The organism is Bradyrhizobium sp. 155 (genome assembly GCF_023101105.1).
GTDB lineage: Bacteria > Pseudomonadota > Alphaproteobacteria > Rhizobiales > Xanthobacteraceae > Bradyrhizobium > Bradyrhizobium canariense_D.
Window position 1 is genome coordinate 2,973,313 of record NZ_CP064704.1, and the last position, 22,135, is coordinate 2,995,447.

Sequence of the window (22,135 nt, forward strand, 5' to 3'; positions counted from 1 at the left end):
AGTCCAGCAGGACCGGCCTTGGCGTGCGCCGTCCACAGCCTTATATAGGGTCGGAACTGGCGAAAAACAGTCCAGCGCTGCAGCAGTGGTGTGATCCAGAACCCTGCTGCCGGCGTTACGGCTTGCAGACTTTTCGCCGAAACTGTTCTCTCAGGCGTCCGGCGGTTCGCCGCCCCGTCTGCCGGTGACACTCCGGCCGCAAGGCCGTCGAACGGAGTCGACATGGACGCTACCATCAAATCCATCCGCCCCAACAAGCCCTCCGATCGGCAGCCCGAGAGCCGTCCGGCGGAGCTTGATCCTTCCGAATTCCTCGCCGCCGCCGTCCGCGCCGACCAGCCGCGCCCGGCGCGCGCCGAGGCCGAGCAGGCGGTGAAGACGCTGCTTGCCTATATCGGCGAGAACACCAACCGCGAGGGACTGCTCGACACGCCGCGCCGCGTGGTCGAGGCTTTCGACGAACTCTATCAGGGCTACCACCAGTGCCCGGCCGAGGTGCTCGATCGCACCTTCGGCGAGACCGCCGGCTATGACGACTTCGTCCTTGTGCGCGACATCGAGTTCACCTCTCAATGCGAGCATCACATGATGCCGTTCTACGGCAAGGCGCACATTGCCTATACGCCGGTGGAACGCGTGGTCGGCCTGTCGAAGCTTGCGCGCCTCACCGACATCTTCGCCCGCCGGCTCCAGACCCAGGAGCACATGACCGCGCAGATCGCGGCAGCGATCGACGAGATCCTCAAGCCGCGCGGCGTTGCCGTGCTGATCGAGGCCGAGCATACCTGCATGTCGGTGCGCGGCGTCGCCAAGCATGGTGCCTCCACCTTCACCAGCCGCTTCACCGGCATGTTCCGCGACAATCCGGCGGAACAGGCGCGTTTTCTGTCCCTGGTGCGAGGCCTGCAGCGCTGACCTCGCGAATAGACCGGCGAGGGCGTTGTGTCCGCTCACTCCCATGAAACCGAGGAAGGTCTCGCCTTCCTTCCGAGATTCGATGCGGCCGGGCTCGTCACGGTCGTCGCGACCGAATTTGCCACCGGCGACGTGCTGATGGTCGCGCACATGAATGACGAGGCGCTGCGCAAGACCATCGCGACCGGCGAAGCCTGGTACTTCAGCCGCTCGCGCAATGCCTTGTGGCGAAAAGGTGAGACCTCAGGTCAGACCCAGCGCGTGCTCGAGATCCGCACCGATTGCGATCAGGATGCGGTCTGGCTGCGCGTCGAGCAGATCGGCGCTGCGTGTCACACCGGCCGCCGGTCCTGCTTCTACCGCAAGGTCGAGGCCGAAGACGGCGGCGCCAGGCTCGTCTTTGTCGATGCGGACAGGCTGTTCGATCCGGACGCGGTGTACAAGAAGTAGTCCTGCCGTCATGCGGAGGGCGGCGCTGGCGGCCCGAATTTACCCCGCATTAACCATATCTGTCCCACGGTGAGACGACAGGGCGTCGAATTGCCGGCGCGCCTCAACGCCATGCGGGCGGGCACTTCATCATGTCGGTCGACAATTCCAGTGTCTCACAGGCGGCGGTCCTTGATCCGTCGCGGGCACGCGTCGCCAGTGCGATCAAGCAGGCCTCGAACGTAGGTGGCGTCAGCTTCCAGTACATGCTGACCACCGCCAAGATGGAATCGGATTTCGATCCCACGGCGGGGGCGACTACGTCATCCGCGCACGGGCTCTACCAGTTCATCGACCAGACCTGGCTTGGCACGGTGAAGGAAGCGGGCACCCAGCTCGGCTATGGCAACTATTCGGACGCCATCACCAGGACGTCGTCGGGCACCTACACCGTCGATGATCCCGCGATGAAGCGGTCGATCATGAAGCTGCGCGACGATCCGGAGGCCGCCTCCAGCATGGCGGCTGCGCTGACGCAGTCGAACAGCTTCAAGCTCACCGGCCTGCTCGGCCGCAGGCCGTCCGACAGCGAACTCTACATGGCGCATTTCATGGGCGTCGGCGGCGCCGCGAAACTGATCGCCAATGCCGAGGACAATCCGCAAGCGGTTGGCGCGCGGTTGTTTCCTAACGCGGCGTCCGCCAATCGCTCGATCTTCTACGCCAAGGACGGCCGCGCGCGCAGCATCTCCGAGGTCTATTCCGTGCTGGATGCACGCTACGCCGGCGCGGCAAATTCGAAAACCACCCGCAGCGCGATGGCGATGTATGGCGGCACGTCGACCACGCAGGTCGCGAGCGCCAACGGCGTACAGCCTGCCGCGCCCCTGATCGACAATGCCGCGTATCTCCAGACCTTTCCGAACACACGCGCGGTGATGCCGGTCAGCGCGACAGTGCCAACGACGGCCGCGGACAATACACCGATCACGCCGGTGTTTCGCTCGATCTATCAGCCCGGCGACACCACCCAGCCGGTCTCGACGACCGTGCAGAAATTGTGGGGCAACAATGCCTCGCTCACTTCGGTCGCACCCGCGACCTCGGCCGCATCGGGGACGCCTGACGTCCGGCCGCCCCAGCCGCTTGATCTGTTCAGCGATCGCAGCGGCACGTTCTCAAGCTAATACGCACTCCCGTGTCTCGGACACGTCGCAGCGGGAACGCTGCTGCGCAGGGCCCGGTGCGTGAACGGGCCGCCTTTGTTCCCTTAACAAAACGTCAATAAAACCAGCCAGTTATGGTGAACGCTTTATTAAGCGTCGTGGTTTATTTTGTGTTGCAGGTGACAAGCCGTCACCGCTTCGTCTTCGTTGCGTAAGCCGGAAGCACCATGATTGTTCGGCAGTTCATCAATTGGATCAGGACGGCGCCCGCCGGCGAGCGGGCCGAGGCGACGCGGGCGCTGGCCCGGGCCTGGCTGATCTCAGACCTTTCCCATGACGACCGTATTGCCGCTGAAGGCGCGCTTCTGATGCTGCTTGACGATCCCTCGCCGCTGGTGCGGCAGGCGATGGCCGAGGCGTTTGCGCGCAGTACCGAGGCACCGGCGTCGATCGTGCGGGCGCTGTCGGCGGACCAGCCGACCGTCGCGCTGCCCGTGCTCGAACATTCTCCGCTGCTGATCGACGCCGATCTCGTCGACATCGTCGCGACCGGCAGCGACGAGGTGCAGTGCGCGGTCGCCCGCCGCATCGCGCTGCCGGTATCGGTCTGCGCCGCCATTGCCGAAGTCGGCTGCGCGGCGGCAGCGCTCGAGCTGATCGAAAATCCTCATGCCGAGCTTGCGCCGTTCTCCTGGGATCGCATCGTCGAGCGTCACGGCCATCTCGCCGCGATCCGCGAGGCGATGCTGGTGCTGGAGGATCTGCCGTCCGCAACGCGCGCCGCGCTGGTGGCAAAACTCTCGGAGACGCTGGCTCAATTCGTCGTAGCCAGGAACTGGCTGAGTGCCGACCGCGCCGAGCGCATCGCGACCGAGGCGCGCGACCGCTCCACAATGAACATTGCGGCGCGCTCCCGCGGCGAAGACATGGAAGGGCTTGTTCGGCACCTGCGCATCACCGGCCAGCTCACCGCGGGTCTCATTCTGCGCGCGCTGCTGTCGGGCAATCTCGACCTGTTCGATGCGGCGCTGGCTGAGCTCGCCGAGCTGCCGCTGGCGCGCGTGTCCGCGCTGCTGCACGATCGCGGCGGCAACAGCCTGCACGCGCTGCTCCGCCGCGCCGGGCTTCCCGAGGCGACGTTTGCAGCCTTCCAGGTCGCGCTCGATGCCTGCCACGAGCAGGGCTTCGTCGACAGCGACGACAATGCAGCAAGGCTGCGCCGCCGCATGGTCGAGCGCGTGCTCACCCATTGCGAGACCGACCGCGGCGCGACCGAGCCGCTGATGGTCCTGCTCCGCCGCTTCGCCACCGAATCCGCGCGCGAAGAGGCAAGGCTGTTCTGCGACGAGCTGGTCGCGGACGAGACGGTTGATCCGGTCTATGACGATCTGATTGCGGCGTAACGAGACGTGTAGGGTGGGCAAAAGGCGCATTGCGCCGTGCCCACCGTCTCTCCGCACAATTCATGTCGATTGGTGGGCACGCTTCGCTTTGCCCACCCTACAACACCTCGCGAACGGCGAAGCTACCCCGCCGGCGCGATACTCGGTGCCAGGATCACCTCGAGATGCTCGGGGCGATCGCGGTTGGCGTCGGCGAGATAGTCATCGGCGACCTTGCGCAGGCGCCGGCTGAGTTCGGCGGAGACGCTGATGCTGTCGAGCTTGGTGTTCTCGTGCACGATGGCAAGGATGGCGTTGATGTGGTGCGTGAACAGCTCGGCCGGTACCTTTTCGAGATCGGGCGCGTGCTCGATGACGCGGCACAGGCTCTCGGCTACGCCCGCCGCCGCCGGATAGCCGAAAGTCGCGGCATCGCCCTTGATGTCGTGCGCGGCGCGAAACAACTCGTCGCGCCTGTCCTTGCTGAAGCCGTCGTGCCGGATGGCGACGTAGGCGGCCGACAGCCGGTTGATCTCGGTCGCCATCCAGTCCTTGAACTCGCCAGCAAGGCCCGCGAGCGCCTGTTCGGCGCGGCCGATCGGATCGTCCATGTCTTTGTCTTCGACGCGGCGCAGGACCGACCGCAGCGGGTTGGGCTGCGTGATGATTTGATGCGTGGCGAAGGCCGTGATCTCGATGTCTCTTGCGCTGTTCTTCGCCATGATATCGGCCTCGATCGTGAGAGACGTTGCGCTAGATGGAGGAGCGGGCCTTGTCGAGCAGCGAGGGCTGCTGCAGCACCTCGTGCTTTTCGCCGACGCGGCGCTCGGGGCCCATATAGGCTGAGTTGATGTTGCGGCGGCGGTCCGGGCCGAAATAGGTCTTGGTCTTGATGAAGGGGCGGGGACTGGCGACCACGTTGAGGATGCGCTGGTAGAGCCCCTTGGCCGAGATCGGCTTGGCCAGAAATTCGGTGACGCCGGCATCGCGCGCCACCGTGACGCGGCGCTTCTCGGAATGGCCGGTCAGCATGATGATCGGCGCGTAGGGATTGCCCTTGGATTCCGGCTGCCGGATCATCTGCGCCAGTTCAAGCCCATCGAAGATCGGCATCGCCCAGTCGGTGATGACGATGTCGGGCACGTAATGGCTGTACATTTCCAGCGCCGTGGCGCCGTCCTCGGCCTCGTAGACTTCACGCGCGCCAAAGGAATGCAGCAGCGTGCGCAGGATGCGGCGCATGTGCGGATTGTCGTCGCAGACGAGGAAACGCAGCTTGTTGAAATCGATGCGGAACATGGAGCCCGGGCCGAAGTGGTCAACTTTCGTTAACCATATCTCGCCGGGGGTTAATGAAGGGTTGCGATCGGCAGTCCGGCGGGCGGCTCAGGAGCCGAACTGTTCGCGCAGAATGCGCTCTTCCAGGCTGTGACCGGGGTCGAACAGCATGCGCATCGAGATGGTCTTGTCGGACAGCACCTCGACGCGGCGAACATCGCGCACCTCGTCGTGGTCGGCGACCGCCGCCACGGGGCGCTTGTCGCCCTCCAGCACCTCAATCACGACATAAGCCGTGTTCGGCAGCAGCGCGCCGCGCCAGCGTCGTGGGCGGAAGGCGCTGATCGGCGTCAGCGCCAGCAGCGCGGCGTTGATCGGCAGGATCGGTCCTTGGGCGGACAGATTGTAGGCGGTCGAGCCGGCTGGCGTTGCCACCATGATGCCGTCGGCGATCAGCTCGGACATGCGCTCGCGCTCGTCGATCAGGATCCGCAGGCGCGCGGCCTGGTAGGTCTGCCGGAACAGGGCGACCTCGTTGATGGCGTGATGCAGGTGGACGCGGTCGTTGGCGTCGGTCGCGCGCATCAGCAAGGGGTGGATTTCGGATTCCTGCGCCGCCTCGAGGCGGGCTCGAAGATCGACCGTCGAGTACTCGTTCATCAGGAAGCCGACGGTGCCGCGGTGCATGCCGTAGATCGGCTTGCCCGTATGCATGTGCTGATGCAGCGTCTGGAGCATGAGCCCGTCGCCGCCGAGTGCGACGACGATGTCGGCGTCCTTCGGGTTGCAATTGCCGAAGTCCCTGGTGAGCTGGCCGAAGGCGGCTTGCGCCTCGCTGCTGGGGCTGGCGACGAAGGCGATCCGGTCGTATCGCGCTGGCTTGGTCATGGCTTCCGGGCAGGGCCGCTGGCTCGAGAAAGTTCCGCCGGGCTCGTCTAACGATCTCGACCCCGATTGTCGAGGATGACCACCCTTCACAGCAGTCCGGCAACTGCCCATTCCGATTTGAGGATGAAACCGGGTCGATTTGTGCCCCACCGGGCTCTTCAGGCGCCGCCGGAGCCATGATCCCCCAAACCGTCGCAATTCCGCGCTAGCCTTGCGGTCCGCACCGGTGGTCGTCGCCGGGCAGGGAGAACGACCATGAATATGAATATGCCGGTGCTCCGCCGTGCGACCCTGGTGCTGGCGGTATCGGCATTCGCGCTCGCAGGATTGGCGCGCGCCGACGATCCGCCGCAGCCGCGCGCCGAGGCGGCAGCGCCAGCCGGACAGAAGGGCGGGCGCGGCGGCGCACAAAGCGCGTCGCAGAATGCATCGCCATCCGCCGAGCCGCACCGTCTTCCGTCGGATTCGACCACGAAGCAGACACTCGATCTTCCCGGCCGCAGCCTCAATTTCGCAGCGACCGCTGGTTCGATCCGCGTGTTCGACGGCAAGGGTGAGCCGGTGGCCGACATCGCCTATACATCCTATGAGCTCGACGGCGCAGACCGTGCGACGCGTCCCGTGACGTTCCTGTTCAACGGCGGGCCCGGTGCGTCGTCGGCATGGCTCCAGTTCGGCGCGGCCGGGCCGTGGCGGCTGCCGCTCGATGGCGAAGCGCTGTCGCCGTCCGCCTCGCCCGAGGTGAAGCCGAACGCGGAGACCTGGCTCGATTTCACCGATCTCGTCTTCATCGACCCCGTCAGCACCGGCTACAGCCGCTTCGTCGCGACCGGCGATGACGCGCGCAAATCGTTCTACTCCGTCGACGGCGACGTCAATTCGATCGCGTTGGTGATCCGCCGCTGGCTCGAGAAGCACGACCGGCTGACCTCGCCGAAATACGTCGCCGGCGAAAGCTATGGCGGCATTCGCGGGCCGAAGGTGGTGCGCCAGTTGCAGCTCCAGCACGGCGTCGGCGTCAGGGGATTGATCCTGGTGTCGCCGCTCCTGGACTTCCGCGAATTCACCGGCACCAGCCTCCTGCAATATGTCGCGACGCTGCCGAGCTATGTGGCGGTGGCGCGCGAGGCGAAAGGCCCGGTCAAGCGCGCCGATCTCGCCGACGTCGAGGCTTACGCGCGCGGCGAATTCCTGGCCGACCTCGTCAAGGGCGAGGCGGACAAGGAGGCCACCAATCGTCTTGCCGACAAGGTCGCCGAGCTCACCGGCATCGACCAGGCGGTGAGCCGTCGGCTTGCCGGCCGCTTCGACGTCGGCGAATTCCGCCGCGAATTCGACCGCAAGAACGGCAAGGTGACGGGGCGCTACGATGGCTCCGTACGCGGCCTTGATCCCTATCCGGATTCGAGCAGCTCGCGGTTCGGTGATCCCTCCGGCGATGCGCTGCAGGCGCCGCTGACGAGTGCGGCGGTTGACCTGTTGACACACAAGCTCAACTGGCGGCCCGACGGCTCCTACGAGGTGTTGAACGGCGCCGTCGAAGGCCACTGGGATTTCGGCCGCGGCATCAACCCGCCGCAGTCGGTCTCCGAGCTGCGCCAGATCCTCGCCACGGATGCGAAGCTGAACGTGCTGGTCGCGCACGGCCTGTTCGATCTCGCCACCCCCTATTTCGGATCGAAGCGGGTGCTCGACCAGTTGCCGGCCTTCGCAACGCAGCGGGTCAAGTTCGTGGTCTATCCCGGCGGCCACATGTTCTATTCGCGCGACGGCTCGCGGCAGGCTCTTCGGAGCGAAGTCGAGACTCTCATTCGGGAGTAGCCCGTCGCTTGCGCGGCTTGTATCGCCGCGCGATCTCGCGGGCTACGACGGCCGCAGGCTTGATATTGGCGCCCGCGATCCAGACGTCACTGACCTTGCCGCGCTTGTCGCGGACGCGGCGGACCGGCTCGCCGTGGCTGGAGTAGCCGGCGGCCCAGGCGAGCTTGCCGGTGTCGCGGCCGGTGACCTCGATCTCGGCGGCGTCCATGAACGGGTTGTTGAACTGGGGATTGGCGACCAGCACGCGGTTGCCGACCGGCACGAGGTCGTTCGCGCCCCAGATCGTCCACCAACGGCCGGTCCAGTCGCGCACGCGGCGGTCGGGTGCACCACGGGACTGGAAGACGCGCAGGATCTGCATCGCGCCGTCCATCCAGAACGGGGCCGCGCCGTCGATGGAGTTGCTGAGGATGCTGATCGCGAGCTCGCAAGCGGGGATGGAGCAGGTCCTGGAGATGTAACCTTGAAAGCCGCCGCCATGGCCCAACCAATCCCAGCCGTCGGTTTTGCCGGCGTTGACGCCGAGGCCGTAATAGGCCTCGAAGCTTTGCGGCACGCGCCAATGGTTTCGCGTCATCTCGCGGCGGCTTGCGACCGATAGCACGCTCTTTTTCGCATTGGGCGCGAGCTGCGCGTAGAAGCGGGCGGTATCGGCGGCGGTCGCGATGAAGCCGGCGGCGGAGGCCATCGCGTGCGCGGGATTGTCGCCGGGGATCACGCATCGCTCTCCGTACGGCAGCTTGCGAGTGTGGCCGCGCGCGAACGACGCGCCCTTGGGAAGCGGCGCGTCCGGCTCGGTCTCGCGCAGGCCCGCAGGTTCGATGATCTCGCGCTTGATCCAGACCGGGTAGGGCTCCTTCGTCACGGCCTCGATGACGAGACCGATCAGCCCAAAGCCGTGATTGGAATATTTGAAGCGTGTGCCCGGCTCGATTACGGTCGGCCGCTTCAATTCCGCGAGCAGCTCGTTCGCGTCGAGATAGGGACGGCTGTCGATGAACTGGCCGGAATCGGCGCCGTCGCGCGTCAGTCCCGCGCTGTGCGAGAGCACTTGCGCAATCGTCGTTTCGGCGACGCGCGGATGCAGGCCGGCGACATGTTGGCCGATGGAATCGTCGAGCCGGAGCTTGCGCTGCTCGCGCAGCTTCATGACGCCGGCCGAGGTGAAGCTCTTCGAGTGCGAGGCGATGCGGAAGCGGTGGCGCCGGGTGAGCTTCTCGCCGGTGTCGAGATTGGCGAGGCCGAACGCATGCTCGGCAACCACCTCGCCGCGATGGACGAAGGCGACCATGACGCCCGGCTGCTGGATTGTGGTGTGCTGGAATTCGATCCAGGAGCCGATGTAGTCGATCGCGGATCGCAGCCACTTGTCCATTGCGCACCGATTTACCAGGAGAGTGTTTGATGCGAGAGGCTAACCGAGAACGCAGAACGGGCACAACCCTGAGGTTGTGCCCGTTCGTCTCATTCGGAGATGCGATGTTCTGTCCTTAATAGACCAGCGTCGCTCCGGTCGGCTTGTCGAGCGCGGCGGCGAGCGAGCGATATTCGGAGCTGTCGGTGCCGGCGAGCGAGGCGAGCTTGTTCAGGTGATACTGCGCCTGCTCGCGGTTGCCCTGCTCGAGCTGCCAGAGGCCATAATACTGCCAGGTGCGGACGTGGTTCGGATCGTCCTTCAGCGCGAGCTCGTAATAGACCTTCGACGACTGGTAGTCGCCGAGCTTGCGATAGGAGTAGCCGATCAGATTGGCGACGTCGGCGACGTCGTCGCGCTTGAGCGACTTCAGCTGGCCGATCGCGCCGGTGTAGTCGTGATTGTCATAGATCGTGGTGTAGGCGGTGCGATAGGCAGCAAGGAATTTCGGATCGCTGACCGAGGAGCTCTTCTTCTTGCCCTTCTTGGTCGAGGTGTCGGATTTCGGTGGCGAGGAGGGCTCATCGCTGCCGGCGGCATAGGCGCTGTTCAGCACCGGAGCCGCTGCCAACGACACGGCGACAAGTCCCGGCACAAGAAGCATTGAGAGTTTGCGCATATAAGTTCTCCGGTATGGAACGTGGCGATCCTACACGATTGCCCAAAGACCGGAACACCCATCAGGCAAAAACATTCCCGGCATCCTGGCCTAGGGCGGATGACAAACTTGTCATCCAGATGAACGGGAGCCTGCTGTGGGCTTCAGATTGGGTTCAGTGCGAGCCTCCTAGGCTCCAACCTACGATCAGAGGGTTGGCGAGAGGGCGCCCGCCTCAAGATCCTTCCAAGAGGAGACCAACCATGTTGAAGACCATTTCCGCAGCCTTGCTCGCAGCCTCCGTGATCGCAGCCCCGGCCTTCGCAGCCGAGACCACCGCGACCACGCCGGTGATCAAGGCAGACCAGAGCCAGACCAAGGTGTCGACCACCGCCGCGAAACCCGATGCCGGCCTCAAGGCCAACGCCAAGGCTTCGGATGTCAAGGCTTCGGACGTCAAGGCCGATGCCAAGGTGGACACCAAGTCGAAGGCGATGAACGCCAACGCCGCCGTCACACCGGACGAGCACAAGACCGTGCGCAAGCATCGCCACCACCACAAGCATCTGTCAGCGAAGAAGTCGCTGAAGACGCAGCCGGACGTCACCAAGCCGGCGACGATGGAGAAGCGCAGCTAACGACTGAGCCTGCGCGGCGGCGTCCTAGCATTGCCCCGGCCGCCGCGTGAGGAATTCAGGCCCGGCCCGTTCGTCACGCCTTGCGCGAAAGCTCGAGGTGCTGGCGGCGGGCCGGTATGACCATGCTGAAGCCCGCGAGCAACGTCCCAGATTTGGCGGCCGCAAACAAAACCTCGAAAACAACCCCATGCACAGTAGCGGGTCGTAGATAAATCAATGGTTTAAGGGGTGGCGTATTTGCGGATTTTACGAATCCGTTTGACTCGTCGGGCAAAACACCTGTAGACATGCATCATTGCAACCTTGGGGCTGGAACGTCTCCGAGACTGATCGAGCGGAGAGCGTAAGCGGTGCGGCGACTAGCGGAACGCGCAGTGAGCTTGGCGTTGATGCTGGCACTGCCGCTGGCGCTCACGGGATGTTTCGGCAGCGATGGTGACCGTCCAACCCTGATGGAGGGGACCCAGGCCGGAGGTCCACAACCGTTCCCGGATAATTTCCGTGGCGACACGCTGGCCTTGATGCGCAGCTATCTGAACAATCCCGTCGGCGTGCGTGACGCCAGCATGGCCGAGCCGGCGCAGCGCGAGGTCGGAGGCCGCCAGTTCTACGTCAGTTGCCTGCACTTCACCCCACGCGAGACCGACGGCACCTACAAGGCCATGAGGGAGCGCGCCGTGATCTTCGTCAACGGCCGGGCGGACCGCGTCGTCGATCGCGCCAGCGAGCTGTGCGCGGGCGCGGTTTACGTACCCTTTCCGGAACTTGAAAAGATGACGCGGTAGCGCAAAGCCCACCTTCATCGCTTGGTGATAGACAAAGCCCGCCGGAGCTGCCGGATCACATTTCGGGGAGCTTTGAACGGGGTGGTTTCGCGTTGCGACTAATCGTTACGGAAGGTTTTGTTTCCGACGGAAAAAACCGTCGGCACGCGCCTGTCGGACGGAACAAAATCGCGCTGTTGCCGCTCCGTCACAGTAACGAACGATCAACGTTCCGGCATCGCCTCGAAGCAACCCAATTCACGCCACGTTGTTTCCTGAGTGTCGAATTGAAAGAACGGGGATAATCATGAAGAGGATTTTGCTGGGCGCGGTTGCCCTGCTTGCGCTGGCTGCGCCGGCTGCCGCAGCCGACATGCAGGCGCGCACCTACACCAAGGCTCCGGCCTACACGCCGCCGCAGGTGATCTACAACTGGACCGGCTTCTACATCGGTGGCCATGTCGGCGGCGCCTTTGGCGGCGACAGCAGCTTCCAGTCGAGCGACGCGCGCTTCCTCGGCGGTGTTCAGGGCGGCTTCGACTACCAGTTCGCGCCCAATTGGGTCATGGGTGTCGAGGCCCAGTATTCCTGGCTGCCGACCAACAACGGCGGCGCTACGTTCCCGCTGGGCACGCAGGTGACCTCCAATACCGACCAGCTCGGCTCGGTGACCGGTCGCATCGGCTACACTTGGGGACCGGCGCTGCTTTACGCGAAGGGCGGTTATGCCTGGCGCAATGGCGGTCTTGGCGTCAATGTCGCCGGCGTCCCGCAGCCCTTCACCGCCACCGGCAACAGCAAGGACGGCTATACCGTTGGCGCTGGCCTCGAATACATGTTCGCGCCGAACTGGTCGGCCAAGGCCGAGTACCAATATTACAACTTCGGCAACACGACGATCACCTCCGGTCCGGCTGACGTCGTCGGCGTCCGCGGCCGGGAGGACGAGCATACCGTCAAGGTCGGCGTGAATTACCGCTTCGGCTGGGGCGGTCCGGCAGCCTCGCGCTACTGACGCGCCACCAGCGACCCACGACCTGACAAAGGCCGGCTCTCGCCGGCCTTTCGTTTGCCCAGCCCTCGTTCGCAAGTCCTTTGTTTGCATCGCGTCAACCATCTGGCGCGTCATTTGCAGGCAAACGTTCTGGCGGGCGCTTTCTCACGCGCGTCATGGAGCTCGGGTAAAGCAAAAATAATTTTTGCAGCTTACGGAACTCGCGCGCCGGAACGCGTTATATGACAATTACCGGGCTGGTGGGACGACGGACATGCGTATCTTGGTGTCGGCTGTGGTGCTCTCGTGCTTCGTCAGTTTGCCGTGCGCTGCCCAAACAATCCTCAAATCCGAGCCTCTGATGCTGGCACCCTACGAGGTGGCCTTCGTCAAGGACGCCTCGTGCTCCTCCGGTAAGGTGCTGAAGGTCACCGGCGCGATCCGTGGGCTGCATCGCCGGAAGGCGTGCGTGGCTCTGGCGGGCGAGCAGGCGTCACTGGCCACCGCGACCCCCTAAGCTTTTCCTGAGCTCTGGCTTCCCAGCTTCGATTCCTCTTTAGGAATTCAGCTCAAGCTCCATCCTCGCTTGGCGATCAGCCTCGGCCTTGTTCCGGGCCGGGTCCTCGCCCTGTGCGGCCCGGCACGGCTTGATCTCGTAATCGTTGTCGAGCACCCGGCGTGGCCCGGGACGGTTGTCATCCGCAGTTACGTCCACGACGAGGCCACTTCGCTGCGCGAGCCTCCAGACGTCGGACTCGTCAGGATAGGCCTTGCTGATCTGGGCATCGTTGCAGAACAGGGCGTAGGGCATTGTTCCCGCTCCTGGAAAGCGCATTAACGAATTTGACGGGGTAGGGGTTCCGCTCGCCGGTCGATCACGCGGCCGTGATCAGGGCCGCCGGGTCCTGAGTCCTTAACGAGTCCTGAATCCCGAAAAAAAGAATCCACGGGACTCATTTGGCGGAATCAGCGGATGTTTTCGGTCATGACGACGGACCTGAAAACCTCTTGCGGGCACATGCTGCTGCCCCTCACGCTGGCCCTGTTCGGCGCCTGCGCGGCCAATCTCTGGCTAGTGTGGTCCTGGCTTTAGGCCAGCGACGGGAGATCCGGCTTTACTTGTCAGCCGGTGGACGGGAGGAGGGCTCGCGGATGGCGGCCCGCAATTTGGTCAGGGTGGCCGCGCAATATTCCTCGCGCTCCCGCTCGAACCGCTCCTGATGCTTGCGGAAATTGGCGATGCGGGCCTGTATTTCGGTGCGGACGTCGTGGCTCGCCACCCGGGGCGACGGGAGAGGTAACGGCTGCGGCGGAGCGGCCTTAAGTGGCTCGGTCCCGATGATGGTGTTGACGGGGGCGATCTGCACCGACGCGGCCACTGTCGCCGTCGGGATCTCCGGTGGATGCAAGTCATCCTTTTTGCCGGTTACCGATTGGACGAAAGCCATTGTCTGCGCGATCAGCGCGTCGCGTTCCGCGATCCACTTCATGGTGCACCCCTGTTGGCGCCATTCCAGCAAAGCTGGCCGGCCGAATCAAGAAGGTGTTGGGTGGGGGATTGCATATTTTTCCCGGCCGCCCGACAGTGGGGAATGGATGCCAAAGCAGACCATTCAGCCGAAGCCGAGGGCTTGAGGCTCGTCCGCGCGTTCCTATCGCTGCCGCCCGACAAACGGGCGGAGGTGATCGCGTTCGTTGAGGAGTTGGCCCGCGCCAAACGCCGTCCGGAGGAGGGCGCCGACGTCTCGCCGGGGTGAGCGCTAGCGCTCCCGCGGATTGAGGTTGGGCTCGAACGGCGCCCCGACCACCCGAACCGGCGTCGGCGTGGTCCCGTCTATTGCTACCGTTTCAGCCCGCTGCTTTGCCGGAGCCGGCCAGGGAGCCTGTTCGAACAGCGCAACAGCCCCGGCCAAGGCGCTACAGCACAGCGTCACCGTGGCCAGCAGAAACATGTTTCGATTTTCTTCCCTGATCCGCATGGGTCGACAACGGCCGACGCCCTTGACGGGTTCCGCCTGACCATGCCCGGATCGCTCCCCAAACTGCCGGCGGGACGCGATCGGGACATGGCCAGGACAAATCTGCAAAGACAAATCTTCAAAACCACGGATCGAGGTCGTCTCACGGCAGCGCAGATCGAGGTTGAGAAGCAAGCCGCCCATCAGCGCAAGCGCGATATGGTCAACCTTGCCGACGGCTTTGAGCGCGCAGCCGGCGAGATCAAGACGGTGGGCGCGGCGTCCACCGAGCTTGAAGCGTCGTCCTCGACGCTGGCCAAGTGCTTTCCACGGCCAAGATGCTGGTGAGCGACAGCAACCGGCTGGGTGGCACAAACTCCGGCGGCACGGCCCCCGGCAAGCAGCTGATTTATTGCGGCAGCAAGAGGGACATCGCGATCGCGAACAGGAAGCCCGTTGCGACGATCGCCGCGACAGCACCCGCGGTGATCTTGGCGATCTCTCGGCTGGTATAGGGACGCATGGGATGCGCATGCTACCTCATGTTGAACTCTGATCCAATCTGTGGTCAGTAGCCGCGCCCGAAATGCGTGCGGCCAACGTCCATTCCCGAAGGTCGATCCATGAACGAGGATATCAGCGACGGCTGGACCGCGTCCGCGGCTGCTTGGATCGTCGAGCAGGGTGAAGACGGCGACTATGGTCGCCGCTTCGTGCTGGACGCGCCGATGCGAGCGCGGATCGAAGGGCGCGGCTTCCGCAATGCGCTCGACGTTGGCTGCGGCGAGGGGCGCTTCTGTCGCATCATGCAGCGCGCCGGCATCCGCACCACCGGCATCGACTCGACCGAAGCGCTGCTCGCGCGTGCCATGGAATTGGACCCGCAGGGCGACTACCGGCTTGGCCGAGCTGAAACAATGGAGATCGAAGCGCCATTTGATCTGGTCGTCAGCTATCTCAGCCTGGTCGACATGCCCCATCTCGGTGCGGCGATCGGGAAGATCGTGGCAGCGCTGCGGCCGGGCGGTACGCTGCTGATTGCCAATCTGACCAGCTTCAACACCGCGGGTCCGCCCGACGGCTGGACGCGTGACGGCGACGGCGCCTTGCGCTTCAACATCGATCATTACATGGAGGAGCGGCCGACTTGGGTGACTTGGCGCGGCATCCGAATTCTGAACTGGCATCGTCCGCTCAGCACCTACATGACGCTGCTACTCGATCAGGGGCTCCTGTTGCGCCTTTTCGTCGAGCCGCAGCCCAGCGGCGGCGACCCCGACAGGAATGCCTTTCATCGCCGGGTGCCTTACTTCCACATCATGGAGTGGCAGAAACCGGTTTGAGGATGGGATGAGATTCGGATGGAACGCATGACCACAGTGTTCACAACGTAATCTTAAGGTCCGGACGATGATCTCCAAGCGCCCACCCGTGCTCGCCCATGAGCGGTTCACCGCCGACCGCGAGAATTTTGTCGGCCTCGGCCTCGCCGCGCGGTTCGAGCGGATCGAGCGGACCAACCTGTGGGGTGCGGCCAGTTCGGTGTCGGGCCTCGGCTCGGAGGATCCCGCGACCGTCGCGGTCCGCGAGATGCTTCCTGCACTGCTGCAACGGCTCGGCGCGCGCTCGCTGCTCGATGCGCCCTGCGGCGACGCGGGGTGGATCGGCCGCCTGAAGCTGCATCTCGACTACACCGGCATCGACATCGTGCCGTCGCTGATCGCAGCCAATCGCAAGCGCGTGGCTGGCGGTGAGTTGTCAGGCCGGTTTCTCGTTGCCGACATCACGCGCGGTGCACTGCCGCGCGCCGATGTGGTGCTGTGCCGGGACTGCCTGGTGCATTTGAGTTTCGACAACATCGTCCGCGCCGTCGCGAACTTTCGCGCCAGCGGCGCACGTTTCCTGCTGGTCACGACGTTTCCCGAATGGGACGATAATCGCGATTGCGAGGACGGCGACTGGCGGGCGCTGAACATGGAGAAGGCGCCGTTCGACTGGCCGGCGCCGCGCGAGCTGATCAACGAGCGTTGCGAAGAGGGCAGTGGCGGCTGGCGCGACAAGAGCCTCGGGCTGTGGCGGCTCGATGAACTGCCCGATCGTGTCCTCACTGCCCGGGGGATATGACGGACGCGGGCGGCACGTCCGTTGCGTGAGTGATTGCTCTCGCGCTATACTTTGGGTTGCATGATGCCGTCTCGCATTGCGGTGACGATGTTGGAGCACGCCATGAGACCGAGTGTTGTCGCCGTCGCCATGCTGGTCTGGTGCTGCGCGCCCGCGTTGGCGCAGCAGGACGTCGCTGCGCTCTACGCAAGCCACTGCGCGCAATGTCACGATGGCGGTGATGGCCAGAGCCGTGTGCCAGGCCGCGGTGCCATGCAGGCGATGTCTTTCGATCATGTGCTGGGAACGCTGACTTCTGGAAGCATGGCGGCGATGGCGAGGGACCGCAGCGACTCGGAACGGCGCGCGATTGCCGCCTTCGTCACCGGCAAGGCCGCGGTGGGCGACAATGCAGTCGATGCGGAGGGACGCTGCACGCAGCAGGTCAATTTCTTTCCGCAGCCGCTCGATGGTCCGCGCTGGAATGGATGGGGCGTCGACGCTGCCAACAGCCGCTTCCAGTCGACCGAAATGGCCGGCCTCACCGCGGAAGAGGTGCCGCGCCTGCGGTTGAAATGGGCTTATGCCTTTCCCGGCGCCTCGGTGTCGTTTGCGCCGCCGACCATCGTGGGCGGTCTGCTGTTTATCGGCGGCACTGACCGCAAGGTGCACGCGCTCGACGCGCGAAGCGGCTGCACGAGGTGGACGCTGCCGACCGATGCCGCGGTGCGCGGGGCGATCAGCTTCGGGCCGCTTCCCGGCACCGATCAGTTCGCGATCTTCTTCGGTGACCTGCGCGCCAATGCCTATGCGGTGAACGCACTGACTGGTGCGCTGATCTGGAAGACCAAGGTCGAGGAGCACCCGGCAGCGCGCATCACCGGAGCGCCGACGCTGCATTCCGGCGTGCTCTATATCCCGGTCTCCTCGCTCGAGGAGGCCGCCGGTTCGCAGGCCAGTTACGAATGCTGTACTTTCCGCGGCAGCGTGGTCGCGCTCGAGGCAGTGACCGGCAAGCCGGTGTGGCAGGCCTACACGATCCCTGAGGTGGCGCATCCGACCGGCAAGAATGCGAGAGGCACGCAGCTGTTCGGCCCGTCCGGCGCGGCGGTGTGGTCGGCACCGACGATTGATCCGAAACGCAACGCCGTCTACGTCGCGACCAGCAATTCCTATTCGAATCCACCCGCCGCAACCGCCGATGCGGTCCTCGCTTTCGAGCTTGCGACCGGTAAGCTGCTCTGGAAGCAGCAGGCGACGCCGAGCGACGCCTTCATCGTCGCGTGCTTCGGCGCGGACAAGACCAATTGTCCTGAAGATCACGGGCCCGACCACGATTTTGGCCAGTCGCCGATCCTCGTGACCTTGCGTGACGGCAGGCGCGTTCTTGCCATCGCGCAGAAGTCCGGCGTCGTGCACGCGCTCGATCCGGATGATGGCGGCAAGATCCTGTGGCAGACGCGGATCGGGAAGGGCGGTGCGCTCGGCGGCAGCGAGTGGGGCTCGGCCGCCGACCAGGATCGCATCTATGTCGCGAACTCCGACGTGCGGTTCCTGCGCGATGGTACGCGGCGGCTCGATGCCACCCAAGGCGGCGGTCTGTTCGGCCTCGACCTCGCCAGTGGGAAAATTGCGATGGAAGTATCTCCTGTCGCCTGTGGCGATCGCCTCCAATGCAGCCCTGCGCTGTCGGCTGCCGTGAGCCTGATCCCCGGCGTCGTGTTTTCCGGCGGCGTCAGCGGCTTTCTGCGCGCCTACGCGACGGCCGACGGAAAGCTGTTGTGGGAATACGACACGGCGCGAGACTATACGACGGTGAACGGCGCCCCTGCTCATGGCGGCGCGATCGACGGCCCCGGGCCGATCATCGCCGGCGGAATGCTCTACACCAATTCCGGCTACGGCCAGTGGGGCGGCGTCGCCGGCAACGCACTGCTGGCGTTCGAGGTTGCGAAGGAGTGAGGGTCCGTCCTGGATTGCTCTGCGCTCCAGCCGAGCGACAGAACCTGTCAGCCAATTGAGGAGGAAGGAGCTTCGATGATCGATGCCCAATGCAGGTGCGGCGCTCTCGCGCTGTCGCTTCCAGGACCTTCCAGCCTCGTCGTCGCCTGCCACTGCATTGACTGCCAGCGTCGAACCGGCGCGCCGTTCGGGGTCGGTGCGTTCTATCCGGCGGAGGGCGTCAGGATCTCAGGGACGTCGAAGGAGTACGTCCGGACAGCCGCAAGCGGCGGCAAGGTCCGCAGCTATTTTTGCCCCGAGTGCGGTTCGACGGTCTATTGGAAGGCGGACAATCTGCCTGCGATGATCGGCGTTGCCGTGGGCGCGATCGCGGTTCCGAACTACCCGGCGCCCATCCGCTCGGTTTTCGAACAGTCGAAACATGCCTGGGTGGAGATATCAGGCGCCGAGCACTTCCAGCAAAGCAGCGCACCGAAGCATTCGAAGTGAGCGTTGCGCGTCAAATTTCGCTCCAAGGCTTCGCGGCAAGATGAATTGACGCCGTTCCCGTGGGTTCCGCCGAGGGTTGGAATTTGCGGCAGTCCCTTTGCTTCGCGTGAGACAATAGCTAGCAGTCCGGTTTGGAACGAACGTGACAAAAACTCGTTTGCCGACCGGAGCCAACGATGAATAACGCCGAAATTTTCGAACCTTTCTTGAGGCGGTTGCGGGTCAGCACCGAAATTGATGAAGAGGACGAGGCCGCTATCCGTCATCTGCCAATCACGGTGAAACGGATGCCTGGCGGTCAGCCGGTCGTTTCTCTCGGAGATCGACCTTCGGCGTGCTGCCTTGTCGTTGATGGCTTTATCCTGAGATCAAAGATCGTCGGCAATGGCCACCGCCAAATCATGGCCTTTCACCAACCCGGCGACATTCCCGATCTGCAGGGTCTCTTTCTACATGTGATGGACCATGACGTCAGCACGCTTGGCGATAGCGTTCTCGGCTTCATTCCGCATGCAGCGGTGCGCTCACTGATAAGAAAGCGGCCTAACGTGGCCGAAGCGCTTTGGCGCGATACACTGACCGACGCCGCGATCTTCCGGGAGTGGATTTGCAACGTTGGTCAACGCGAAGCCACAAGCCGCGTGGCGCATCTCGTGCTTGAGCTTTACACCAGATTGAAGGCGATCGGCCGAGCGGACGGCCTGTCCTTCGATTTTCCGGCCTCTCAGGCACTCCTCGCCGACGCCGTCGGCACGAGTGTGGTCCACATGAATCGGGTCGTTCAGCAGCTACGTGCTCAGCGCGTGTTGGACCTGGAGCGGGGAAGAATATCGATTCTTGATGAAGCCAGGTTGCGCGAAATAGCAGACTTCGACGTGCTTTACCTTCATCTCAATCCGTCGCTCTGAGCCATGAAGTTCTACTTCGATATCAAGGACGACTTTTTCGCTGCGGTCGACGAGGATGGGGTGGATTTGCCCGGCCCGGAAGCCGCCGAAAGAGAGGCGATCGCAATGGCGACCTCGATTGCCAGAGACGTTGCGTCGGCAAAGGGGGCGCAGGTCCTCATTATAGTCAGGAACGAGAAGCACCCGCTGCTCGAGTTGAGTGTAACGGTCGCCCGGAAAGCTCTGACGTGATTGCGTGGGAAATCGATTCTAGCTGTCGTTAGACGGAGGAGTGCCCCGATCTATCAGGCCGCGGTGTTGGCTAAATCGGTGGTGCCGGCTGAGGGGATTGAACCCCCGACCTTCGGTTTACAAAACCGCTGCTCTACCGCTGAGCTAAGCCGGCGACGCCTGGAGAAGCGGGGCAGGCCCGGCCTAGGCCGGGGCTGTCCGCCCGTGCGCGCCGCAATACCAGACTTGACCGGAAAGTGCCAGAACCCGGGAGCCCCGATGCAGACATGAATCAGGCGGCCACGAGGGCCGCCCGATCTGTCGCGTTCGGTTCAAACCGCCTTACTGGCAGATGTGGCGGCGGCCGTCTTCGCCCTTGAACCAGGTGCCGGGCGTGCAGACGAAGCCGTTGCGCTGGGCGTAGGTGCGGGTGTCCCAGCCGCGGTTGTCCCAAGAATTATTCCACGAATTATCCCAGCCATTGTCGTAGGCGTAGGCGTCGTTGGTGGCACGGAACGGGGCGGTTGCGATCGCGCCCGCAGTCCCGATGGCCGCGCCGGCCACGCCAGCGGCTGCTCCGACTGCGCCGGCGGCGACGTCGGTCGGCCAGAAGCCGGTGCGGCTCCTGTTCCAGTCGTTATTCCAATCGCCGTTGTTGGTCTGGCGATAGGACACGCGACGATGCCGATAGCCGCTATCGGTGTACGGATTTCCCGGTCCGACGTTCTGGCAGTTGGCGTTGGGGAATTGCGCCGCGCAGCGGCCGGGATTGGTGATCACGGCCTGCGCCATGGCAGAGCCCGTCACCAAGGTCGCCGCAATCGCCGTGGCTCCGAGAAGTTTGATGTTCATGATTGTTTGGCTCCCGTTTTGTTGACGGGGGCTAAATGCCGAGGGCGCCGGACGTTCCGCTGAAACCGCCGGATTTTCGTCAGCCATAGTCAAACGGAAGTGAGCACGCGCGACGGTTCCGGACTGCAGGATCCGGCGGCGTTAATGCTTCGCTAGTTCGCTTTGGCGCATTTGAGCGGCGCGCAATCCTTACACATTAGGCTTACCGGCAATTGGTGAGAGGGCCTTAACCCTCTCTGCGCCGCCATCGGGTAGGTTGTCGCCGAATAAATGGGGTCCCCTCATGCGCGCTGTGGCGCTCGCTGCCTTTCTGATCGGACTGCCCGCGACGGCGTTTGCCGGCGGCGGCTTCGATATCGTCGTTCCCGGTCGCCCCGGCGTGCCCATCATCATCAACAACATCGACGCGTCCTATGCCGTGATCGAGGGGACCTGGGGCCTGGGGAAGAACGTCCAAGTGCAGCCCACGATCTATGGCGGACGCTATGTCGCCGAGCGCCAGCCCACGGACGTCGGCCACTACTACCCGACGCTGGGCCTGCGGCCCGGCTATGGCCGGCTCGAGGTCGAACCGCCCGCGAACCGCAAATTGCCCAAGCCGCCCGATAGCTATCACCAGAGCTGGGGCGCCCAATCGGCGCCGCTGCCGCCGCAGATGGACGTGCCCGTCAATCCGCCGCCGGTGATCCTCGCGCCTGAGTTCAACGACCAGCCGCGGCGTCCTCGGCCGCGGCCGCGTGCAGAGATGCCCGGCAAGCCGCCGGGTTAAGAAACGACAATCCAAAAAACGGAAATCAACAGGAGAGAGTAATGCGTCAGATGATTTCGGGACTGGTCGCGGCGGCTGCCGTGATGTTCGCCGCCACCGCGCCCGCCGCGGCCTGCGGCTTCGATCTGTGCCAGCCGGTCGCGCCGGTCTATTCCGGCTGTAACACCGGCTGCGGCGGTTATGGGGCAGGCTACGGGTATGGCTACGGCGCCTATGAGCGTCTCGCCGAGCCCACCACGCAATATTATCACGTCAACCAGGGCCCGACCTACACCGGCCCGGGCGCCTTCGCGCCGTATCCGACCTATCGTGAGGACGCGGTGGTTGCGCCCGCCAATTACGGCTACGGCCGTGGTTATGGCTATGGGCACGGCTATGGCTATCGTGCCGCCGCGGTCGAAGCGCCGGCCGCCTATCCCTACCGCCGCCCGTATTACCGTCCGTATCGCTACGGCTACGGCCCGCGCGCCGGCTATCTGCCGCGCACGCATTACGGCTACGGTCCGCGCTACGGCTACGCCCCGCGCCATGCGCCGTATTATGGCGGCCACCGTGTGCTGCGCCGCTATTACTGATCGCTTGATCGGTTGAGCCAAC

At 64.3% G+C, this 22,135-nt stretch carries 27 protein-coding genes and 1 tRNA gene; 18 read left to right on the top strand and 10 right to left on the bottom strand.

Translation table 11 applies throughout. From position 1 onward, the window contains the following. Positions 1–222 precede the first annotated feature (222 nt). The 4 genes from folE to IVA93_RS14405 all read left to right on the top strand — a co-directional run bounded on the left by folE (position 223) and on the right by IVA93_RS14405 (position 3,913). The gene (folE, locus tag IVA93_RS14390; RefSeq protein WP_007602630.1) at positions 223–915 is read left to right on the top strand and encodes a GTP cyclohydrolase I FolE; all 693 of its coding nucleotides are present in this window, start codon (positions 223–225) and stop codon (positions 913–915) included. A gap of 27 nt (positions 916–942) precedes the next feature. Continuing rightward, positions 943–1,365 carry a phosphoribosyl-AMP cyclohydrolase gene (hisI, locus tag IVA93_RS14395; protein ID WP_085351148.1) on the top strand — a complete coding sequence of 141 codons (423 nt, stop codon included), beginning with the start codon at positions 943–945 and terminating at the stop codon, positions 1,363–1,365. Between the two features lie 131 nt (positions 1,366–1,496). Further along, positions 1,497–2,531 (top strand): transglycosylase, encoded by a 1,035-nt coding sequence (locus IVA93_RS14400; RefSeq protein WP_018455378.1) that lies wholly within the window; start codon positions 1,497–1,499, stop codon positions 2,529–2,531. A 206-nt stretch (positions 2,532–2,737) separates the two neighbouring features. Beyond that, positions 2,738–3,913: a DUF2336 domain-containing protein gene (locus IVA93_RS14405; RefSeq protein ID WP_247368004.1), complete on the top strand. Its 1,176-nt coding sequence runs from the start codon at positions 2,738–2,740 to the stop codon at positions 3,911–3,913. Positions 3,914–4,035: 122 nt separating this feature from the next. Here the strand turns inward: IVA93_RS14405 and IVA93_RS14410 are convergent, their stop codons facing one another. The 3 genes from IVA93_RS14410 to IVA93_RS14420 all read right to left on the bottom strand — a co-directional run bounded on the left by IVA93_RS14410 (position 4,036) and on the right by IVA93_RS14420 (position 6,058). Then, a complete protein-coding gene (locus IVA93_RS14410) occupies positions 4,036–4,614 on the bottom strand; it encodes an Hpt domain-containing protein (RefSeq protein WP_018455380.1) in 579 nt (192 codons plus the stop codon). 31 nt (positions 4,615–4,645) lie between these two features. Then, a complete protein-coding gene (locus tag IVA93_RS14415; RefSeq protein ID WP_007611745.1) occupies positions 4,646–5,191 on the bottom strand; it encodes a response regulator in 546 nt (181 codons plus the stop codon). An 87-nt stretch (positions 5,192–5,278) separates the two neighbouring features. After that, on the bottom strand, positions 5,279–6,058 hold the full coding sequence (locus tag IVA93_RS14420) for an NAD kinase (protein ID WP_085384999.1): 780 nt from the start codon (positions 6,056–6,058) through the stop codon (positions 5,279–5,281). A gap of 255 nt (positions 6,059–6,313) precedes the next feature. Between IVA93_RS14420 and IVA93_RS14425 the strand changes: the two genes are divergently transcribed. Further along, positions 6,314–7,879 (top strand): S10 family peptidase, encoded by a 1,566-nt coding sequence (locus tag IVA93_RS14425; protein WP_085396189.1) that lies wholly within the window; start codon positions 6,314–6,316, stop codon positions 7,877–7,879. On the opposite strand, the gene IVA93_RS14430 is transcribed toward IVA93_RS14425, so the two are convergent. Then, positions 7,866–9,254, bottom strand: coding sequence for a serine hydrolase domain-containing protein (locus IVA93_RS14430; RefSeq protein WP_247368010.1), 1,389 nt, complete (start codon positions 9,252–9,254; stop codon positions 7,866–7,868). The two genes, IVA93_RS14425 and IVA93_RS14430, sit on opposite strands and share 14 nt — an antisense overlap. A gap of 115 nt (positions 9,255–9,369) precedes the next feature. Further along, on the bottom strand, positions 9,370–9,912 hold the full coding sequence (locus IVA93_RS14435) for a tetratricopeptide repeat protein (protein ID WP_247368014.1): 543 nt from the start codon (positions 9,910–9,912) through the stop codon (positions 9,370–9,372). A 242-nt stretch (positions 9,913–10,154) separates the two neighbouring features. On the opposite strand from IVA93_RS14435, the gene IVA93_RS14440 reads away from it, so the two are divergent. The 4 genes from IVA93_RS14440 to IVA93_RS14455 all read left to right on the top strand — a co-directional run bounded on the left by IVA93_RS14440 (position 10,155) and on the right by IVA93_RS14455 (position 12,804). Continuing rightward, positions 10,155–10,529 (top strand): His-rich protein BRANT, encoded by a 375-nt coding sequence (locus IVA93_RS14440; protein WP_085384995.1) that lies wholly within the window; start codon positions 10,155–10,157, stop codon positions 10,527–10,529. A 389-nt stretch (positions 10,530–10,918) separates the two neighbouring features. Continuing rightward, complete coding sequence (locus IVA93_RS14445) at positions 10,919–11,314, top strand: hypothetical protein (RefSeq protein WP_018455387.1); 396 nt, start codon at positions 10,919–10,921, stop codon at positions 11,312–11,314. A gap of 286 nt (positions 11,315–11,600) precedes the next feature. Next, entirely contained in the window at positions 11,601–12,308 is a 708-nt protein-coding gene (locus IVA93_RS14450; RefSeq protein ID WP_247368017.1) for an outer membrane protein, read from the top strand. A 253-nt stretch (positions 12,309–12,561) separates the two neighbouring features. After that, positions 12,562–12,804, top strand: coding sequence for a hypothetical protein (locus tag IVA93_RS14455; protein WP_018455389.1), 243 nt, complete (start codon positions 12,562–12,564; stop codon positions 12,802–12,804). A gap of 39 nt (positions 12,805–12,843) precedes the next feature. On the opposite strand, the gene IVA93_RS14460 is transcribed toward IVA93_RS14455, so the two are convergent. Beyond that, the gene (locus IVA93_RS14460; protein WP_018455390.1) at positions 12,844–13,098 is read right to left on the bottom strand and encodes a hypothetical protein; all 255 of its coding nucleotides are present in this window, start codon (positions 13,096–13,098) and stop codon (positions 12,844–12,846) included. Between the two features lie 304 nt (positions 13,099–13,402). Continuing rightward, entirely contained in the window at positions 13,403–13,777 is a 375-nt protein-coding gene (locus IVA93_RS14465; protein ID WP_018455392.1) for a hypothetical protein, read from the bottom strand. A gap of 102 nt (positions 13,778–13,879) precedes the next feature. Here IVA93_RS14465 and IVA93_RS14470 point away from each other — a divergent pair, with 102 nt between their 5' ends. Continuing rightward, a complete protein-coding gene (locus IVA93_RS14470; protein WP_007602663.1) occupies positions 13,880–14,044 on the top strand; it encodes a hypothetical protein in 165 nt (54 codons plus the stop codon). Positions 14,045–14,047: 3 nt separating this feature from the next. On the opposite strand, the gene IVA93_RS14475 is transcribed toward IVA93_RS14470, so the two are convergent. Further along, complete coding sequence (locus IVA93_RS14475; RefSeq protein ID WP_247368088.1) at positions 14,048–14,449, bottom strand: hypothetical protein; 402 nt, start codon at positions 14,447–14,449, stop codon at positions 14,048–14,050. A gap of 419 nt (positions 14,450–14,868) precedes the next feature. Between IVA93_RS14475 and IVA93_RS14485 the strand changes: the two genes are divergently transcribed. The 6 genes from IVA93_RS14485 (at position 14,869) to IVA93_RS14510 (ending at position 19,938) form a co-directional block, all read left to right on the top strand. Then, on the top strand, positions 14,869–15,588 hold the full coding sequence (locus IVA93_RS14485; RefSeq protein ID WP_247368019.1) for a class I SAM-dependent methyltransferase: 720 nt from the start codon (positions 14,869–14,871) through the stop codon (positions 15,586–15,588). Positions 15,589–15,655: 67 nt separating this feature from the next. Further along, on the top strand, positions 15,656–16,369 hold the full coding sequence (locus tag IVA93_RS14490; RefSeq protein ID WP_247368022.1) for a class I SAM-dependent methyltransferase: 714 nt from the start codon (positions 15,656–15,658) through the stop codon (positions 16,367–16,369). A gap of 102 nt (positions 16,370–16,471) precedes the next feature. Further along, entirely contained in the window at positions 16,472–18,310 is a 1,839-nt protein-coding gene (locus IVA93_RS14495; RefSeq protein ID WP_085385060.1) for a BamB-related PQQ repeat family beta-propellar protein, read from the top strand. Positions 18,311–18,385: 75 nt separating this feature from the next. Continuing rightward, a complete protein-coding gene (locus tag IVA93_RS14500) occupies positions 18,386–18,799 on the top strand; it encodes a GFA family protein (protein WP_085384991.1) in 414 nt (137 codons plus the stop codon). A gap of 176 nt (positions 18,800–18,975) precedes the next feature. Continuing rightward, complete coding sequence (locus tag IVA93_RS14505; RefSeq protein WP_247368024.1) at positions 18,976–19,707, top strand: Crp/Fnr family transcriptional regulator; 732 nt, start codon at positions 18,976–18,978, stop codon at positions 19,705–19,707. A 3-nt stretch (positions 19,708–19,710) separates the two neighbouring features. Next, on the top strand, positions 19,711–19,938 hold the full coding sequence (locus tag IVA93_RS14510; protein ID WP_085396202.1) for a DUF6894 family protein: 228 nt from the start codon (positions 19,711–19,713) through the stop codon (positions 19,936–19,938). Positions 19,939–20,017: 79 nt separating this feature from the next. On the opposite strand, the gene IVA93_RS14515 is transcribed toward IVA93_RS14510, so the two are convergent. Together IVA93_RS14515 and IVA93_RS14520 are read right to left on the bottom strand one after the other, a co-directional pair. Further along, positions 20,018–20,092, bottom strand: a tRNA-Thr gene (locus IVA93_RS14515). A gap of 167 nt (positions 20,093–20,259) precedes the next feature. Further along, positions 20,260–20,769, bottom strand: a complete 510-nt coding sequence (locus IVA93_RS14520; protein ID WP_085396282.1) for a hypothetical protein — start codon at positions 20,767–20,769, stop codon at positions 20,260–20,262. Positions 20,770–21,052: 283 nt separating this feature from the next. Between IVA93_RS14520 and IVA93_RS14525 the strand changes: the two genes are divergently transcribed. Beyond that, positions 21,053–21,538, top strand: coding sequence for a hypothetical protein (locus tag IVA93_RS14525; RefSeq protein ID WP_018458105.1), 486 nt, complete (start codon positions 21,053–21,055; stop codon positions 21,536–21,538). 41 nt (positions 21,539–21,579) lie between these two features. Continuing rightward, positions 21,580–22,113 (top strand): hypothetical protein, encoded by a 534-nt coding sequence (locus IVA93_RS14530; protein WP_247368027.1) that lies wholly within the window; start codon positions 21,580–21,582, stop codon positions 22,111–22,113. Positions 22,114–22,135 lie beyond the last annotated feature (22 nt).

What these genes read in the sequence shown, in the direction of transcription:
- IVA93_RS14520 (WP_085396282.1), bottom strand. Translation starts at nt 20,769, where the DNA reads ATGAACATCAAACTTCTCGGAGCCACGGCGATTGCGGCGACCTTGGTG.
- IVA93_RS14490 (WP_247368022.1), top strand. Translation starts at nt 15,656, where the DNA reads ATGATCTCCAAGCGCCCACCCGTGCTCGCCCATGAGCGGTTCACCGCC.
- IVA93_RS14445 (WP_018455387.1), top strand. Translation starts at nt 10,919, where the DNA reads ATGCTGGCACTGCCGCTGGCGCTCACGGGATGTTTCGGCAGCGATGGT.
- IVA93_RS14495 (WP_085385060.1), top strand. Translation starts at nt 16,472, where the DNA reads ATGAGACCGAGTGTTGTCGCCGTCGCCATGCTGGTCTGGTGCTGCGCG.
- IVA93_RS14505 (WP_247368024.1), top strand. Translation starts at nt 18,976, where the DNA reads ATGAATAACGCCGAAATTTTCGAACCTTTCTTGAGGCGGTTGCGGGTC.
- IVA93_RS14405 (WP_247368004.1), top strand. Translation starts at nt 2,738, where the DNA reads ATGATTGTTCGGCAGTTCATCAATTGGATCAGGACGGCGCCCGCCGGC.
- IVA93_RS14500 (WP_085384991.1), top strand. Translation starts at nt 18,386, where the DNA reads ATGATCGATGCCCAATGCAGGTGCGGCGCTCTCGCGCTGTCGCTTCCA.
- IVA93_RS14410 (WP_018455380.1), bottom strand. Translation starts at nt 4,614, where the DNA reads ATGGCGAAGAACAGCGCAAGAGACATCGAGATCACGGCCTTCGCCACG.
- IVA93_RS14435 (WP_247368014.1), bottom strand. Translation starts at nt 9,912, where the DNA reads ATGCGCAAACTCTCAATGCTTCTTGTGCCGGGACTTGTCGCCGTGTCG.
- IVA93_RS14450 (WP_247368017.1), top strand. Translation starts at nt 11,601, where the DNA reads ATGAAGAGGATTTTGCTGGGCGCGGTTGCCCTGCTTGCGCTGGCTGCG.
- IVA93_RS14425 (WP_085396189.1), top strand. Translation starts at nt 6,314, where the DNA reads ATGAATATGAATATGCCGGTGCTCCGCCGTGCGACCCTGGTGCTGGCG.
- folE (WP_007602630.1), top strand. Translation starts at nt 223, where the DNA reads ATGGACGCTACCATCAAATCCATCCGCCCCAACAAGCCCTCCGATCGG.
- IVA93_RS14440 (WP_085384995.1), top strand. Translation starts at nt 10,155, where the DNA reads ATGTTGAAGACCATTTCCGCAGCCTTGCTCGCAGCCTCCGTGATCGCA.
- IVA93_RS14470 (WP_007602663.1), top strand. Translation starts at nt 13,880, where the DNA reads ATGGATGCCAAAGCAGACCATTCAGCCGAAGCCGAGGGCTTGAGGCTC.
- IVA93_RS14485 (WP_247368019.1), top strand. Translation starts at nt 14,869, where the DNA reads ATGAACGAGGATATCAGCGACGGCTGGACCGCGTCCGCGGCTGCTTGG.
- IVA93_RS14420 (WP_085384999.1), bottom strand. Translation starts at nt 6,058, where the DNA reads ATGACCAAGCCAGCGCGATACGACCGGATCGCCTTCGTCGCCAGCCCC.
- IVA93_RS14415 (WP_007611745.1), bottom strand. Translation starts at nt 5,191, where the DNA reads ATGTTCCGCATCGATTTCAACAAGCTGCGTTTCCTCGTCTGCGACGAC.
- IVA93_RS14475 (WP_247368088.1), bottom strand. Translation starts at nt 14,449, where the DNA reads ATGGGCGGCTTGCTTCTCAACCTCGATCTGCGCTGCCGTGAGACGACC.
- IVA93_RS14525 (WP_018458105.1), top strand. Translation starts at nt 21,053, where the DNA reads ATGCGCGCTGTGGCGCTCGCTGCCTTTCTGATCGGACTGCCCGCGACG.
- IVA93_RS14400 (WP_018455378.1), top strand. Translation starts at nt 1,497, where the DNA reads ATGTCGGTCGACAATTCCAGTGTCTCACAGGCGGCGGTCCTTGATCCG.
- IVA93_RS14510 (WP_085396202.1), top strand. Translation starts at nt 19,711, where the DNA reads ATGAAGTTCTACTTCGATATCAAGGACGACTTTTTCGCTGCGGTCGAC.
- IVA93_RS14465 (WP_018455392.1), bottom strand. Translation starts at nt 13,777, where the DNA reads ATGAAGTGGATCGCGGAACGCGACGCGCTGATCGCGCAGACAATGGCT.
- IVA93_RS14430 (WP_247368010.1), bottom strand. Translation starts at nt 9,254, where the DNA reads ATGGACAAGTGGCTGCGATCCGCGATCGACTACATCGGCTCCTGGATC.
- IVA93_RS14455 (WP_018455389.1), top strand. Translation starts at nt 12,562, where the DNA reads ATGCGTATCTTGGTGTCGGCTGTGGTGCTCTCGTGCTTCGTCAGTTTG.
- IVA93_RS14530 (WP_247368027.1), top strand. Translation starts at nt 21,580, where the DNA reads ATGCGTCAGATGATTTCGGGACTGGTCGCGGCGGCTGCCGTGATGTTC.
- IVA93_RS14460 (WP_018455390.1), bottom strand. Translation starts at nt 13,098, where the DNA reads ATGCCCTACGCCCTGTTCTGCAACGATGCCCAGATCAGCAAGGCCTAT.